A 14,050-nucleotide genomic window follows, 5' to 3' on the forward strand; every position below is an offset into this window, starting at 1 on the left:
TGCTAGCTTTTTTTCTTTTCGCTGTCATGTTGTCCTCGTTTTGACCAATACGTCGCAAGCCAGGAACCAGATAAATTATGCCACACACTAAAAATCGCACTTGGTACGGCTGCGAGCGGTGAGAAGTGTGCTGTTGCAAGGGCTGCACCGAGCCCGGAGTTTTGCATGCCTACTTCAATCGAAATCGCTCTTTGAGAAGGGATATCCATTTTGCACCATTTCGCAATAAGGTAACCAAATAAAAGACCGAGCCCATTATGTAAAACGACAACGGCAAATATCAGCAATCCAGATTGAAGAATCTGCTCTTTATTTGCACTGACAACCGCTGCAATAATCACCACAATTCCAGCAACAGATACAAGCGGCAATGCTTGAACCGCATAGTTTACTTGTTTTTTGAAAAACACCTTAACGACAACCCCTAAGATAATAGGAATAAGCACAACTTGGACAATCGACAAAAATAATGCCTCCGGTGATACAGGTAACCATGATCTTGCAAAGATGAAAATAAAGAGAGGCGTTAAAAAGGGAGCAAGAAGGGTCGATATAGTTGTGACCGCTACGGATAATGCCATATTGCCTTTTGCCAAGAAGGTCATGACATTGGATGCTGTACCGCCTGGGCAGCAGCCCACAAGAATAACACCTACTGCAATTTCAGACGGCAGCCGTAATCCGTAAGCTAATAGAAAGGCGATCAGCGGCATGAGTGTGTACTGCGCTAAAACCCCGATAAGCACATAGAGAGGTTTTCGAAAAAGCTCCTTAAAATCTTCACCAGACAACGTAAGTCCCATCCCAAACATAATGACACCTAGTAAAAAAGGGATATACGGTCCAATTTGAGAAAATACATCAGGAAAAGCAAATCCAAGACATGCAAAGAAAATGACCCAAACCGCAAAGGTCCTTCCTGCAAATTGACTAATGGTTAAAAGAATGTTCATTCATTGCTTCATCTCACTTTCCTCACATATCTTTCCTATTTTAAATGAATTTTCTGAAAAAACAACCCATTCTTTATGAAGGTGTTAATAATAAAATCATGTAAACTAAAAATACTCCATATAAGCATTTGCCTATATGGAGCATCGTCTTAAAAAGGAGTCCATTTCACTTGCTGTGCTTGCTTAAGCCTTGCTTCTGGCTCATGCCAGTTGACTACATTCCACCAACGATCTACGTATTTCGCTTTTTCATTCAGATATTGAAGATAGTAGGCATGCTCCCATACATCAAGAGCTAGGAGAGGGATCACGTCCCATTGTGACAAAAATTGATGGCGTTCTGCTTGTAAAATCTCTAATCGCTGAGATCTGGGCGCCCATACGAGAATGGCCCAGCCAACACCCTCTACTTGTTTGGCCGCTGCTGAAAATTGAGATTTAAATGCATCATAACTGTCAAACGATTGTTCAATAAGACGAAGCATTTGTCCAGTGGGCTTTCGTTTTCCTGAAGGACTCATGGAGAACCAAAAAATGCAATGTAAATAATGTCCTGCACCATTGAAGGCAAGCTCCCGTTCCCAGTGCTTGATCATCTTAAAATCATTGGTTCTTCTTGCCGTTTTTAATGCAAGCTCAGCTTGGTTCAAACCATCAACATATGATTGATGATGCTTCTGGTGGTGCAAATACATAATTTCTTTTGAAATAAACGGTTCTAGTGCATCATACCGGTAAGGGAGAGGGGGTAATTGATGACTTCCTACTGCTACCTCTCGCAATTCTTCTTGTGGATTCATATCCTCAGCAATACGTTCTGCCAGTTCATACCACTCTTGTTCACTGGAATGTTCATCATCCATTGTGAACCATAAATGGTCTACTTTCTGACGGATGTTGTCATCTTGAATCGCGTGTTGAATGGAGCTAAGCCACTCTTTGAGCTGCATTCGATACTCTTCCTTATTCATTCTTACGCCTCATTTCTTCTAAAAATGTGGAACAAGCCATCATGGGAAAGACAAATGGATAGCTATGATAGGTGATGTAAAATTGCTTTGGCAGGCCAATGCCTACTGGATAGTGCAAAGCTTTACTTGTGTGCTGATGATGGATCAAAAATGAGATGGCTTTTAAAATGGTTTTGTCATCTGGCTTCTCATATTGTAAAAGTGCCTCTGCTGCCCAAGCCGTCTGAACCACTGTACCAAACGGGAGAGGGACATACGTTTTTACCTCTGCACTTTTACACGATTCTCCGAAGCTGCCATCTTCTCGTTGAATCTGTTTTAAAAATCGGCACGCTTTTTGAACAGCAGGATGGGTGGAGGGGATGCCGGCAGCTTTTAGACCTGTTAATGCTGCCCACGTTCCATAAATATAGCAAACACCCCATCTGCCAAACCATGATCCATTTTTCTCTTGATGATCTAGAAGCCACTTGACACATTGATCTTTTTGTCTGTGAATAGGTGGTGACATGTTTTTCTCTTCAAGACCAATGAGATGAAGCACGCGGCCTGTAATATCGGGAGTTGATGGATCAATAGCTGCATCCTCCGCAGATTCAAGCGGCAGATGTCGAAGCAGGAAGTGATCTTGGTTTTTTTCAAAAGCAGAGAACCCGCCATCACGGTTTTGCATGGAAAGAAGCCAATGAAATCCTCGTTTCCACTGAACTGGTGCGTACGTTCGAGGAATGGCTTTTAAGACAATTTGCGTATCATCACAATCAGGATTATTCGTGTTGATATCTGAAAAACCAAAGCCTCCCGGAGCAGCATGCCGGTTATGGATCGCCCAATCTGCTTTCTTCATTTGCTGCCGGTTCAGTAAGTATGAGAAAGACTTTGCGATGACTGGGTCTTCTTGTTTTTTGCCAGCTTTTTGAGAAGCATAACTGACAAGCGCTGTATCCCAAACTGTGGATGTGGAATTTTCTGCATACATTCTGCCTTGACAGTCTGTGACTAGCTTTTTCATACCTTTGACTGCTTTTAAAATGAGATGATGTCCCGGGGAGTACCCAAGGCTCATCAGTGCATAGACCATAAAAATACTTGCGCTTAAATAGCTGTACAGCGTGCCATCTTTTTCGAGGCGATCAAACATATATCGCTTCGCTGCTTCATATCCGAAAAAGTCCAGCCGGCTGTCAAGTGCTGTATACGATCGCATGTAAGTCAGAAAGTGATGAGTGGAACGTTCTTCTCTTGCCATAAACCAGTCAAATGGATTCTTAGACATGTTCGCATCAAGGTGTGCTAGGCTTGGAAATTTCTCATGAGAAGTATATCGTTTGTTGAGTGCAATCATCATTGGCACAAAGTGAATTCTTGCATATGCACTAAGGTGATAGAAGTGCAGCGGAAAGTATGTAGGGACGAGTAAAAATGAAAGTGGTGCATAGAAGTACGGCCAAGGGTGCATGCCGTTGACGGCGAGCATCCACTTTGTCATAAAGTGAACGTTCTTTAATCCGCCTTTTGATCGAATATATTGCGCTGCTTTTTCCATATGCGGCTCATCTTGTTGAAACCTGCCTGAAACAAGCATACCGCAATAACCTTGCACAGTGGCAGTTACATGTCCCGTTTGATCATGGTACAAAGAAAAAGACCCATCCTCATTTTGCTTTTCGCGTATCGCTTCTGCTAATTGATCAACCAAAGCCTGATCCGCATCGCCGACAGCCTTTAACAGCATAATCAAAAAAGCATTTGTCATCATTGGACCTTCAAAGCAGAAAACAAAGGCGCCATCTTCTCGTTGTCTTCGCTGCATTTGCATGTGCAATTCTTCGATAAATTCGTTTACTTTCAATTTAAAATCTTGCATATGCGGCCATGCTCCTTTCCTTTCATACTATATTCAGGAGCCGGCCTGTCACATGCAAACACAAAAAAAGCCGATGACAGTGTCACCGGCTTTCTTGACGTCATTAGTCTTGGAGATTAATCCATACACTTTTGACTTCTGTATAGTTGTTAAGGGCATATGATCCCATTTCTCTGCCAAGACCTGATTGCTTATATCCTCCAAACGGGGAGGCGGCATCAAAGACATTATAGCAGTTGACCCAAATTGTTCCTGCTTCAAGACGTGCAGCGATATCATGGGCATGCTTTAAGTTTTCTGTCCAAAGTCCTGCTGCTAATCCATATTCAGACTGGTTGGCTCGTTCAACCACTTCATCAATGGAATCGTAAGGAATTGCAGATAAGACAGGTCCAAAGATTTCCTCTTTGGCAATGGTCATTTCATCTTCTACATCTTTAAAAATAGTAGGGGAGACGAAATAGCCAGCCTCATAAGGGCAATCGCCCCCGACAACGGCTGTTGCCCCTTCGGATTTACCTTTTTCAATATAGCCTAACACGCGTTCGTGCTGTTCTTTACTTACAAGAGGTCCAATTTGCGTATCTTGATGAAGACCAGCACCTTGCTTGAGGGATCCTGCATATTTGGCCATTTGATCGACCACTTCATCATATTGGCTCCGATGAACAAAGACTCTGGAACCCGCGCAGCATACTTGGCCTTGGTTAAACATGACGCCATTTAAAGCACCTGGAATGGCTTTCTTTAAATCGGCATCAGGTAAAATAATATTCGGTGATTTTCCGCCAAGCTCTAATGTGACCCTCTTAATGGTTTTAGCCGCTTTCTCCATAATTAATTTCCCAACACTTGTTGACCCTGTGAAGGCCAGCTTGTTCACGTCAGGATGATCAGTTAAGGCTTCTCCGGCTGTTTCGCCAAATCCAGGAACGATGTTAATCACGCCTTCTGGGAAGCCGGCTTTGTCCACTAATTCTGCTAAGTAAAGAGCAGAGAGTGGAGTTTGTTCGGCTGGCTTTAAAACGATGGTGCACCCTGTTGCAAGTGCGGCGCCCATTTTCCACATGGCCATGAGCAGCGGGAAATTCCATGGGATGATTTGTCCTACAACGCCAACCGGCTCATGGCGGGTATAATTAAAATATCCTTGACTGACAGGAATGGTTTGTCCATTCATTTTTGTCGTCCAGCCCGCATAATAGCGCATGTGCTCAATGGCGAGGGGGATATCTGCATTTGTTGTTTCATTAATTGGTTTTCCGTTATCTAAAGTTTCAAGCTGTGCAAGCTCTTCTTGGTTTTCTTCCATTAAATCAGCAAGCTTGAACATGAGGCGGGCGCGTTCAGCGGCAGACATTGAGCGCCAAGGACCATGAAAGGCTTTTTTTGCAGCTTTTACTGCCTCATCAATGTCTTTTGCACCTGCTTCATATACATCAATAAGGGTTTCGCCTGTGGCTGGGTTAGGAGTAGAAAAGGTTTTGTTATCGTGACTTGTGACAAACTGCCCATTAATGTAGAGTTTTTTCGTCCCTTGGAGAAAAGATTCGAGTTTTGAACTAATTTGTAGAGTTGTAGAGCTCATAAATAAACAAACCTCCTTAAAAATATGGATTGTTTTCTGCGAGTTCTAGGTGGGAAAAGCGGACATGCAACGAAATTGTATACGCACACAGATGTAAACGTATACAAATATCATATTACACGACATGTCTGAAAGCAATCCATAACACTCATTGCATTTCGCGAAAATTTGGCTACAATAAATGTATAGATGAAAAAAGGAGTTTTTAAATCATGATCCATCAAAACTGGCAAACGGCTCAAACGTTAAAACAAGTAAAATGTGTACATACAAACGCGAAAAAATATATGGTCGACCGGGCATTAACGGTTGGAAGTACATATGAAGTGAAAAATGAAACAGAGGAATTCCTGTTTGTCGTTGACAATACGGGTAAAGTAGGCGGGTATTACAAGGAGTATTTTGAAGATATTTCGGCTGAATGATTTTGAGGGTCATCACTCATACTAAGAAAAACAGTAAAGGGTGATGATGATGAAAAAGCAGCAAAATGACGAGCAGAAAAATCAACATGCTTGGCATGAACACGAGGACGCTGATATGGCAATTACGCTTGAACAGATTTCCGATGTGTATGCCGAGGGAACGATTGATACACCAAAAGACGAATAGTCATTTAAAAACAGTGATTTGGCATAATCACTGTTTTTTTATTGGAATGAAGCAGCATTTTTTCTCGAAAAGAACTGAAACTTTTTTCCTGCTTTAACAGTCTAAATAAGTAGAGGAAAGAGCATCGGATCAAAAAGAAAAAGTTAAATGAAATTTAATCTATTCGTAATGGAATAACAACCATTTATAGCGTATTCTATAAGTGAGAATAAAACGTACCCACAGAGCCGTGTGGCCGTTTTGTCATAAAGGAATTTGATGCAGGAAGAGGGGGTTTACGTGGGTATTTTTTCTGTCAGTAAACAAAATGATAAGAAATTCGAATCCTTATTGATTGAAGGGGAAAGAATTGAGGCTGTTTACAGACTGCGTCACGACCAAATTTGCTTTACCAATAAACGACTGATCTTTGGCGATAACCGCGTATTTTCTAAGAAGAAAGTCAGGGTCTCCTTGCCGTATCGATCAATTGAAAGTTTTGCCATACAAGAAGCTGGCGTGTTTGATCAGGACACAGGTATGCTGCTTGTCACAAGCTCAAAAGTATTTGAACTCGACTTTTCTAAAGAGACGGATTTGAGTGATGTGCAAGCCATTTTGACAAAACATCTTTGCTGATCAATCTTGCGATTACATAGATCATATGCACTTTTCTCATTCTTCGTTCTTATTTTCATAGATCGCACATTGCTAAGCCTTTCCCATCTGATGGGAAGGGCTTTTTTCAGCTTAAGTGTTTGAATGATAGAAAAAACGGATAAAGATGAAACAGATACAGAAAGGAGAATGAACAATGAAAGTGTTGGTTGCAGGAGCAAATGGACATACAGGTAGACTTGTCATTCGTTATCTAGAAGAAAAAGGACATGAGCCGCTTGCTCTCATTCGAGATGAAAAACAAGCTGATGCGCTAAAAGAACTTGGTGCAGCACCTGTCATCGGTGATCTAGAAAACGATGTGACAGATGCTGTGAAACAAGCAGACGCTGTCATCTTTGCAGCTGGTTCAGGCTCAAAAACAGGCGCAGATAAAACCATTGCGGTGGATCAAGAAGGTGCAAAACGCCTCGTTGATACAGCGAAAAAAGAAAACATCCAGCATTTTGTTATGCTTAGTGCCTATAATGCTGATGATCCGAACCAAGGAAAAGGACAAGGAAGTATGGAAACTTATTATGAAGCGAAAAGAAAAGCCGATGAGCACTTAAAACAGTCTGGTCTTTCCTATACGATTGTCCGTCCAGGTGCCTTGCTGCATGAGGAGAAGACAGGAAAGATTGAAGCTGCCGAACATATTCCAGATGATCAAAACATCGAGATTTCAAGAGAGGACGTAGCCATTGTTCTTGTGGAAAGCTTAACAGAATCCAATGTGAAAAATAAGTCCTTTGACTTGATGAAAGGCGATAAATCAGTTGAAGAAGCACTTCGCAATCTGTAAGAGAAGAAAGCTGCTGCCAAATAGGCGGCGGCTTTTTTGATGTTTTCTTTTCCCTTTCAGCGGGAAGGTAATGAGAAAGGAGTGATTGACCGTGGCCTTAACGAAAGAACAACAAGCTGATTTATACGAAAGATTGATCCAACTAAAAGAAGATGTGAAGGGATCAAAAAAGAAAGAAGAATCGATGCTCGTTGAATCGAGTGAGATTTCAAATGGTGTTGGGAATCATATCGCTGATCATGGGAGCATCTATTTAGACCGCATGACAGAACAAACGCTGGATCAAGTCGATGATCAGCTTGAAGGTGAAATCGATGCAGCACTGAAACGAATGGAAGACGGAACATATGGGATATGTGAGAAAACAGGGAAAGAGATCTCATACGAGCGTTTAAAAGCAGTTCCATATGCACGTTATTCAATCGATGCAAAGAAAAATGAAGAAACCACTCAAGACCCAAACGAGTTTGACCGTTCATTCTCTGATCAAATGCGCGATTTAACGAATAGAGAAACAATGGATCAGATGCATTCAAATACGTATGAAAGATTAGAGGAAGAGCAGGATGTTGATGTAGATGAGGAAAAATAGGATTATAAGCGAAGGTTAAATTTTTTCAGAATAATTTTTTCTTATGTACACATGAACAAATAACTTGTATACATGAGTATTTCATAGAAAAAAGATCTCTTGAAATTTAATAAACTTTCGTGTAATATAGTTTAAAGGCTGCGATGCGCGTGATGTTAATTAAGTTTTAACCTTTAAGCTGTAATAGGGAGTTTTATATTGAAGCCGGAATGTCATGCCTCCTTAGAGAGGAAGACAGGAACGTTTCTGCAAACACCCACTTTGAGGAGTGGTGGTTTAAAACTTTCTTACTTAGATTACGGCATCCGCAGCTTTTCCTAGGATCATTCAAGCCATTTTCCATTTCGGAAAATGGCTTTTTATTTTGTGAAAAAACGAAATTGAATAGACAGCCGGAAGAGGCATGAATGTATGTTAAAATAGACAAAACAAAAGACGGAGAGGGAATTGGATGTTAGAACAAGCAGAAGCACTCCTGAAACAATACTTTGGCTTTGACGCCTTTAGGCAGGGACAGAAACAAGCCATTGAATCGATTGTGAACAAACAGAAGGATACCGTCTGCATTATGCCGACAGGCGGGGGGAAATCGGTTTGCTACCAGATTCCTGCCCTAATGATGGAAGGAACAACGATCGTTGTATCTCCGCTGATTTCTTTAATGAAAGATCAAGTCGATGCGCTAAATGAGATGGGCATACGATCGTCTTTTTTAAACAGCACACTTTCCGCAGCTGAAATGAATAAAAGGCTGAAAAAATGTGAAGATGGGGAATATCAGCTGCTTTATATCACACCTGAACGTTTACAAAATGAACGTTTTTTTCAGCTGCTTGATCGGTTAACGATCCCTTTAATTGCAATTGATGAAGCGCATTGTATATCTGAGTGGGGGCATGATTTTAGGCCAAGCTACCGCTTTATTCAAGAATGCTTAAATCAGCTGACAAAAAGACCAGTGATTGTCGCATTAACGGCTACAGCCACGAAAAAGGTCCACCGGGATATATGTGAACAACTTGGCATGAACGAAGAAGAAACCATTTTTACTGGGTTTGCTAGAGAGAATTTATCTTTTCAGGTGGTCAAAGGAGAAAATAGTGACCGCTTTATCACACATTATATGAAGAAAAATAAGCTTGAGTCCGGCATTATTTATACTGCTACAAGAAAAGAAGCTGAAAACATTTACAATCGGCTAAAGAAGCAAAAGATCAAAGCTGGCATTTATCATGGCGGGTTAGATGATGATGTGAGAGAAGAGCAGCAAAATCTGTTTTTAAATGATGACATCCAGGTTATGGTCGCTACTTCTGCATTTGGCATGGGAATTAATAAGTCAAATGTCCGTTTTGTGATTCATCATCAAATTCCGAGGGATATTGAAAGCTACTATCAAGAAGCTGGACGTGCCGGCAGAGACGGGCTCCAAAGTGAATGCATTTTACTGTTTTCGCCGCAGGGCGTACGAATGCAGCGCTTCCTCATTGAACAGTCAACAGAGGATGAAGTGCGTTATCAGCATGAACTGCTTAAACTAAGACAAATGGTGGATTACTGTCACACTGAGCAATGCCTGCAGCAATTTGTGATGGACTACTTTGATCAAACAGCAAGTACCCCTTGCCAAAAATGCAGCAATTGCCTTGATGAGAGAGAGCGTGAAGAGGTCACTCGAGAAGCGCAAATGGTTTTATCGTGTACGGTTAGAATGAACGAACGATTTGGAAAAATGATGATTGCTCAAGTACTGGCAGGCTCTAAAAATAAAAAAGTGCTTGACCTCGGTTTCGACCGTCTTCCTACATATGCTTTAATGAAGCAGCAATCAGCCCAGCAAATCAGTGATTTCATCGAATTTTTAATTACAGAAGAGTATTTGCACATGTCTGAAGGAGCTTATCCAACATTAAAAGTGACACATAAAGGAAAGAAAGTGTTAGTCGGACAAGAGGCTGTGTATAAAAAGCAGGCAGTGAAAAGAGAGGCGATTCAAGAAAACGATGCATTATTTGAGCAGCTGAGAGCGGTGAGAATGAAGCTGGCGAGAGAGCAGGGCGTTCCGCCATTTGTTGTATTTTCTGATCAAACCTTGAAGGAAATGTCAGCCGTTCAGCCTAAAACAGAAGAAGAACTTCTCCATATTAAGGGAATAGGTGCTCAAAAAAGAGAGAAATACGGGGATGTTTTTTTAGAAGAAATCCGTTTATTTATAGAAAAAGAGAAAAATAAAGAGATTGAAGAAGAAAAATAAATTTTTTTCGCTGCGTTTGGACACGTTTTCATCAGGAAGTTTCTGATCCTTTCAAAACCTTGATATGGCGGGTAATTGAGCTGTTTTGTGGTCTGATTTACCAATGGAGAGAGATGTTTCATGTAAAGGAACTGTAATCTAAAACATATCGTTTTGTTATTGAATTGACATTTACATATGTTACGATAGCACTCGTTAGCCGCCATAAAAAGCTAACAAGGGAGGATTTACTTTATGAAGAAGACTATTATGTCCTTGGTTGCTGTTGCAGCAATCTCAACAACAGCATTTGGAGCACAGCAAGCTTCTGCAAAGGAAATCACTGTGAAGAAAGGTGATACACTTTGGGGAATCTCTCAAAAAAATGATGTGTCTCTAAAGGACCTAAAGGGTTGGAACAATTTATCTACTGACATGATTTATGTAGGTGATAAATTGACAATCTCTTCAAAAGAGAAAACTCAGGAGCAGTATAAAGTCCAGAAGGGGGACAGCCTCTGGAAAATCGCTCAAAAATTCAATGTGTCAATTAGCGATATTAAGTCTTGGAATAACTTAAACTCAGATATAATTATGATTGGTTCAACACTAAGTGTTGCTGGTCAAAGCTCAGCTCCGGTAAGCTCAGAGCCTGTACAAAAACAGGAGCCTGTCCAAAAAGAGCAAACAACACAAAAAGCTGCTCCTAAACAGGAAGCAACGAAAAAAGCTGCTCCTAAACAGGAAACAGCTAAAGCAGAATCATCTTCTGCAAGTCAAAGTGTACAAAAAGAAATGACTGTAACGGCTACGGCTTATACAGCAAATGATGGTGGCATCTCAGGTATCACTGCAACAGGGGTAAACTTAAACAAAAACCCAAATGCAAAAGTGATTGCAGTAGATCCTAATGTCATTCCATTAGGAAGTAAGGTTTATGTTGAAGGCTACGGTGAAGCCATCGCAGCAGATACTGGCGGCGCAATTAAAGGTAACAAAATTGATGTACATGTACCAAGCAAATCCCAAGCAAAAAATTGGGGCGTAAAATCAGTCAAAGTGAAAGTACTTAACTAGTAACTTATTGTTTTTTGGAAGAAAGCATCAGGTGGCGGCCTGATGCTTTTATTGTACCCTTTTTTTGGTCAAAAAAACACATATTTTTCAGAAAAATTTGCATTTTCGACAAAAACCAGCGTATATTCCATCATACACGCTCGTTTTTTGTCGTTAGCTGTCCACCCAATAAATTTCTCCGCTTTGTTCTTTCCAATTGATTTGGACATCAAATTGGTGCTTTTCATAAAAGTGAATCAAGCGGTCCACGTGATTCCAATCTCTTTTGACGAGATTACCTGTAATAACTGGGATGTTCTGCTCTCTTGCGATTTCTTTTAAATGCTTCATACAGATTGAGCCGTACCCATTATCGGGAGGGCCTTTAATATCAGCAATATGAATCTTTCCTTCTTCAGGATATTCCGCAATTAAGGAAAAATCAGATTGTCCGCGAAAAGCTTTTTCACAATCGCTGAGCATGATTTTACATGTATCAGCACTTTCAATGGCAGAGACAATCATCCATTCATCTTCTTTCGCCTGATCAATGCCAATGATCTTTGCTTTTTTCGAAATATCTTTCATATTTTCTTGCATTCGATACATTTGGAACTGCAATTGCTGTAATTCTTGCTCTAACGTCTTCACATCTTTGGGTGTTTCCTGTAAGATTGACAAGTCCATTACTCCTTTCATATAAGAAATGATAAAAATCACATAAATTCCAATTTTAAAGGAAGTGGATGGATCTTTCAAGCCGTTAGAATGCCGATCTTCGGCAAGTTTGTCTAAAATTCGACGAAGACAGCGAATTCATTGACTTTATAGAGAAAGTTAAATAACATACTCTTAGTCGGAACTAATAAAGAGAGGTTTTCAAACATGAACGAACAGAATCAAAAACCGAAAAATTTCACCGGCATTGTTGTCATTTTAACAATTGCCATAAACGGATTAATCGCTTTATTATTTTTAATGCCAAAAACAGATAAATTTAGTCATCTGGATATTACATTTCTGCCGTTACTGAATGCCGTGATGAACAGCTTTACGTTTATCTTCTTACTTTCAGCACTCATCATGATTAAACAAAAGAACATTAAAGCGCATAGACGATTTATCTTTGCTGCATTTTCAACAACACTTGTCTTTTTAATTTCGTATGTGACGTATCATTCAATGGCAGCTGATACACACTTCGGAGGAGAAGGGATCATCCGTCCAATTTACTTCTTTATTTTGATTACACATATTGTGCTCTCAGCTATTATTGTACCGCTTGCGCTGATTACACTATTTAGAGGCGCACAGATGCAGGTCGAGCGTCACCGAAAAATTGCCCGCTGGACGATGCCGCTTTGGCTCTATGTTAGTCTTACTGGCGTCATTGTATATATCATGATTTCTCCATACTACAGCTAACGTATGTCCAACTGGACATACGTTCTTTTATTTACAAGATGAAGTGCTTTGGATAAAATGGGAATTGGGTATCCGACTTGCACGGTATCTTCCCATCTATAGATTCGCATCATTTCTGGCCGTTTGCTCGTTTGGAGATCAACAATTGGACGAAACGGGGGTTATATGATGACTGAACAATTGCAGTATAAACCGGGGCTTGAAGACATTGTGGCAAGCGAAACGTCCATATCATACTTAGATGTGGAGCAAGAGGAAATTGTGATTCGCGGGTACGACCTCATTGAGCTAGCACAAAACAAGACATATTTAGAAACAGCCTATCTGCTTATTTATGGAAGATTACCAGATAAGATGGAATATCACCAATTTCAGCAAGATATATCCTCACAAACGAGCTTACATCCAACCATTCAAACCATTTTAACCGAGCTGCCAAAATCCACTCACCCTATGGATGCGATGAGAACGTGCTTATCTGCTCTCGCAGGGTACGATGACGCATTACATGATCGATCTGAAACGTGCCAAAAGAGGCGTGCAGTTCGATTACTAGGCCAGCTGCCGGCCATTGTTGCTGGAAGCTATCATATTCTCACAAAAGACGCCGCTATTTCTCCAGATCAGACCAAATCCTACACTGAAAACTTTTTATCCATGCTAACAGGACGCACCCCGGCACAAGACGAAATCACCGCTTTTGACCAAACACTTACATTATATAGTGAACATGAGCTGCCGAATTCAACGTTTGCGGCTAGAGTCATTGCATCCACGCATTCTGACATGTATGGTGCTTTTACTGGAGCGATTTCTTCATTAAAAGGTGACCTGCACGGAGGAGCGAATGAAGCTGTCATGCACATGCTTCTAGAAGGAAAAACAACAGAAGGATTTCTTGCGCTCATTGAACGAAAATTAGCCGCAAAAGAAAAAATGATGGGCTTTGGCCATAGGGTATACATGAGAAAAATGGACCCGCGAGCCGCTCTTTTAAAACGTTCATTGAAAACGCTTACGGAATCAAAGGGAGATACCACACTATATGACATGTGTGTAGCAGGAGAGGCATACATGAAAGAGCAGAAAAACCTCTATCCGAATCTTGATTATTACGCCGCACCTATTTATTACGTGCTCGGAATTCCTATTTCACTTTATACACCCATTTTCTTTGCAGCAAGAGCTAGTGGATTAGCAGCCCATGTGATTGAACAGCATTTGCATAATCGCATTTTTAGACCGAGAGTCCGGTATTTAGGGCCAAGAGGATTAAAGGTTTCAAATGATGATGGAAAAACGGGGGAATGAA

14 protein-coding genes and 1 other RNA gene are annotated in these 14,050 nt (G+C 40.8%); 10 read left to right on the forward strand and 5 right to left on the reverse strand.

The genetic code is table 11. The features are described 5' to 3' along the window. Window positions 1-2: 2 nt before the first annotated feature. The 4 genes from NSS92_RS04770 to NSS92_RS04785 form a co-directional block, all read right to left on the reverse strand. Window positions 3-953 carry a bile acid:sodium symporter family protein gene (locus tag NSS92_RS04770; protein ID WP_267587505.1) on the reverse strand — a complete coding sequence of 317 codons (951 nt, stop codon included), beginning with the start codon at window positions 951-953 and terminating at the stop codon, window positions 3-5. Between the two features lie 149 nt (window positions 954-1,102). After that, complete coding sequence (locus NSS92_RS04775; RefSeq protein WP_267587506.1) at window positions 1,103-1,924, reverse strand: superoxide dismutase; 822 nt, start codon at window positions 1,922-1,924, stop codon at window positions 1,103-1,105. Next, entirely contained in the window at window positions 1,917-3,791 is a 1,875-nt protein-coding gene (locus tag NSS92_RS04780) for a terpene cyclase/mutase family protein (protein WP_340867025.1), read from the reverse strand. Before NSS92_RS04780 ends, NSS92_RS04775 begins: the two co-directional genes overlap by 8 nt. 103 nt (window positions 3,792-3,894) lie before the next feature. Next, window positions 3,895-5,379, reverse strand: coding sequence for an aldehyde dehydrogenase family protein (locus tag NSS92_RS04785; protein WP_340867026.1), 1,485 nt, complete (start codon window positions 5,377-5,379; stop codon window positions 3,895-3,897). A 212-nt stretch (window positions 5,380-5,591) separates the two neighbouring features. On the opposite strand from NSS92_RS04785, the gene NSS92_RS04790 reads away from it, so the two are divergent. The 8 genes from NSS92_RS04790 (at window position 5,592) to NSS92_RS04825 (ending at window position 11,334) form a co-directional block, all read left to right on the forward strand. Continuing rightward, window positions 5,592-5,804 (forward strand): DUF6501 family protein, encoded by a 213-nt coding sequence (locus NSS92_RS04790; protein WP_024422683.1) that lies wholly within the window; start codon window positions 5,592-5,594, stop codon window positions 5,802-5,804. A 49-nt stretch (window positions 5,805-5,853) separates the two neighbouring features. Further along, window positions 5,854-5,991, forward strand: coding sequence for a DUF4025 domain-containing protein (locus tag NSS92_RS04795; protein ID WP_080769829.1), 138 nt, complete (start codon window positions 5,854-5,856; stop codon window positions 5,989-5,991). 279 nt (window positions 5,992-6,270) lie between these two features. Next, the gene (locus NSS92_RS04800; RefSeq protein ID WP_024422682.1) at window positions 6,271-6,609 is read left to right on the forward strand and encodes a PH domain-containing protein; all 339 of its coding nucleotides are present in this window, start codon (window positions 6,271-6,273) and stop codon (window positions 6,607-6,609) included. Between the two features lie 175 nt (window positions 6,610-6,784). Next, entirely contained in the window at window positions 6,785-7,432 is a 648-nt protein-coding gene (locus NSS92_RS04805; protein WP_340867027.1) for an SDR family oxidoreductase, read from the forward strand. Window positions 7,433-7,523: 91 nt separating this feature from the next. Beyond that, complete coding sequence (locus tag NSS92_RS04810; RefSeq protein ID WP_340867028.1) at window positions 7,524-8,024, forward strand: TraR/DksA family transcriptional regulator; 501 nt, start codon at window positions 7,524-7,526, stop codon at window positions 8,022-8,024. Window positions 8,025-8,156: 132 nt separating this feature from the next. Continuing rightward, window positions 8,157-8,342: non-coding RNA, 6S RNA (gene ssrS / locus NSS92_RS04815), on the forward strand. A 133-nt stretch (window positions 8,343-8,475) separates the two neighbouring features. Then, entirely contained in the window at window positions 8,476-10,278 is a 1,803-nt protein-coding gene (gene recQ, locus NSS92_RS04820; RefSeq protein ID WP_142945785.1) for a DNA helicase RecQ, read from the forward strand. Between the two features lie 234 nt (window positions 10,279-10,512). Next, the gene (locus NSS92_RS04825; RefSeq protein ID WP_267587509.1) at window positions 10,513-11,334 is read left to right on the forward strand and encodes a LysM peptidoglycan-binding and 3D domain-containing protein; all 822 of its coding nucleotides are present in this window, start codon (window positions 10,513-10,515) and stop codon (window positions 11,332-11,334) included. A 153-nt stretch (window positions 11,335-11,487) separates the two neighbouring features. On the opposite strand, the gene NSS92_RS04830 is transcribed toward NSS92_RS04825, so the two are convergent. Then, window positions 11,488-12,000, reverse strand: coding sequence for a hypothetical protein (locus NSS92_RS04830; protein WP_340867029.1), 513 nt, complete (start codon window positions 11,998-12,000; stop codon window positions 11,488-11,490). 198 nt (window positions 12,001-12,198) lie between these two features. On the opposite strand from NSS92_RS04830, the gene NSS92_RS04835 reads away from it, so the two are divergent. Together NSS92_RS04835 and mmgD are read left to right on the forward strand one after the other, a co-directional pair. Further along, complete coding sequence (locus NSS92_RS04835) at window positions 12,199-12,738, forward strand: DUF420 domain-containing protein (protein ID WP_024422676.1); 540 nt, start codon at window positions 12,199-12,201, stop codon at window positions 12,736-12,738. A gap of 168 nt (window positions 12,739-12,906) precedes the next feature. Next, a complete protein-coding gene (gene mmgD / locus NSS92_RS04840) occupies window positions 12,907-14,049 on the forward strand; it encodes a citrate synthase (protein ID WP_340867030.1) in 1,143 nt (380 codons plus the stop codon). Window position 14,050 lies beyond the last annotated feature (1 nt).

It is taken from the genome of Bacillus sp. FSL M8-0166, from assembly GCF_038008825.1.
Classification (GTDB): Bacteria; Bacillota; Bacilli; order Bacillales; family Bacillaceae; genus Bacillus; species Bacillus safensis.

Bases quoted from the DNA above. Each gene is read 5' to 3' on its own strand.
- NSS92_RS04770 (WP_267587505.1), bottom strand. From the start codon at position 953: ATGAACATTCTTTTAACCATTAGTCAATTTGCAGGAAGGACCTTTGCG.
- NSS92_RS04775 (WP_267587506.1), bottom strand. From the start codon at position 1,924: ATGAATAAGGAAGAGTATCGAATGCAGCTCAAAGAGTGGCTTAGCTCC.
- NSS92_RS04780 (WP_340867025.1), bottom strand. From the start codon at position 3,791: ATGCAAGATTTTAAATTGAAAGTAAACGAATTTATCGAAGAATTGCAC.
- NSS92_RS04785 (WP_340867026.1), bottom strand. From the start codon at position 5,379: ATGAGCTCTACAACTCTACAAATTAGTTCAAAACTCGAATCTTTTCTC.
- NSS92_RS04790 (WP_024422683.1), top strand. From the start codon at position 5,592: ATGATCCATCAAAACTGGCAAACGGCTCAAACGTTAAAACAAGTAAAA.
- NSS92_RS04795 (WP_080769829.1), top strand. From the start codon at position 5,854: ATGAAAAAGCAGCAAAATGACGAGCAGAAAAATCAACATGCTTGGCAT.
- NSS92_RS04805 (WP_340867027.1), top strand. From the start codon at position 6,785: ATGAAAGTGTTGGTTGCAGGAGCAAATGGACATACAGGTAGACTTGTC.
- recQ (WP_142945785.1), top strand. From the start codon at position 8,476: ATGTTAGAACAAGCAGAAGCACTCCTGAAACAATACTTTGGCTTTGAC.
- NSS92_RS04825 (WP_267587509.1), top strand. From the start codon at position 10,513: ATGAAGAAGACTATTATGTCCTTGGTTGCTGTTGCAGCAATCTCAACA.
- NSS92_RS04830 (WP_340867029.1), bottom strand. From the start codon at position 12,000: ATGGACTTGTCAATCTTACAGGAAACACCCAAAGATGTGAAGACGTTA.
- NSS92_RS04835 (WP_024422676.1), top strand. From the start codon at position 12,199: ATGAACGAACAGAATCAAAAACCGAAAAATTTCACCGGCATTGTTGTC.
- mmgD (WP_340867030.1), top strand. From the start codon at position 12,907: ATGACTGAACAATTGCAGTATAAACCGGGGCTTGAAGACATTGTGGCA.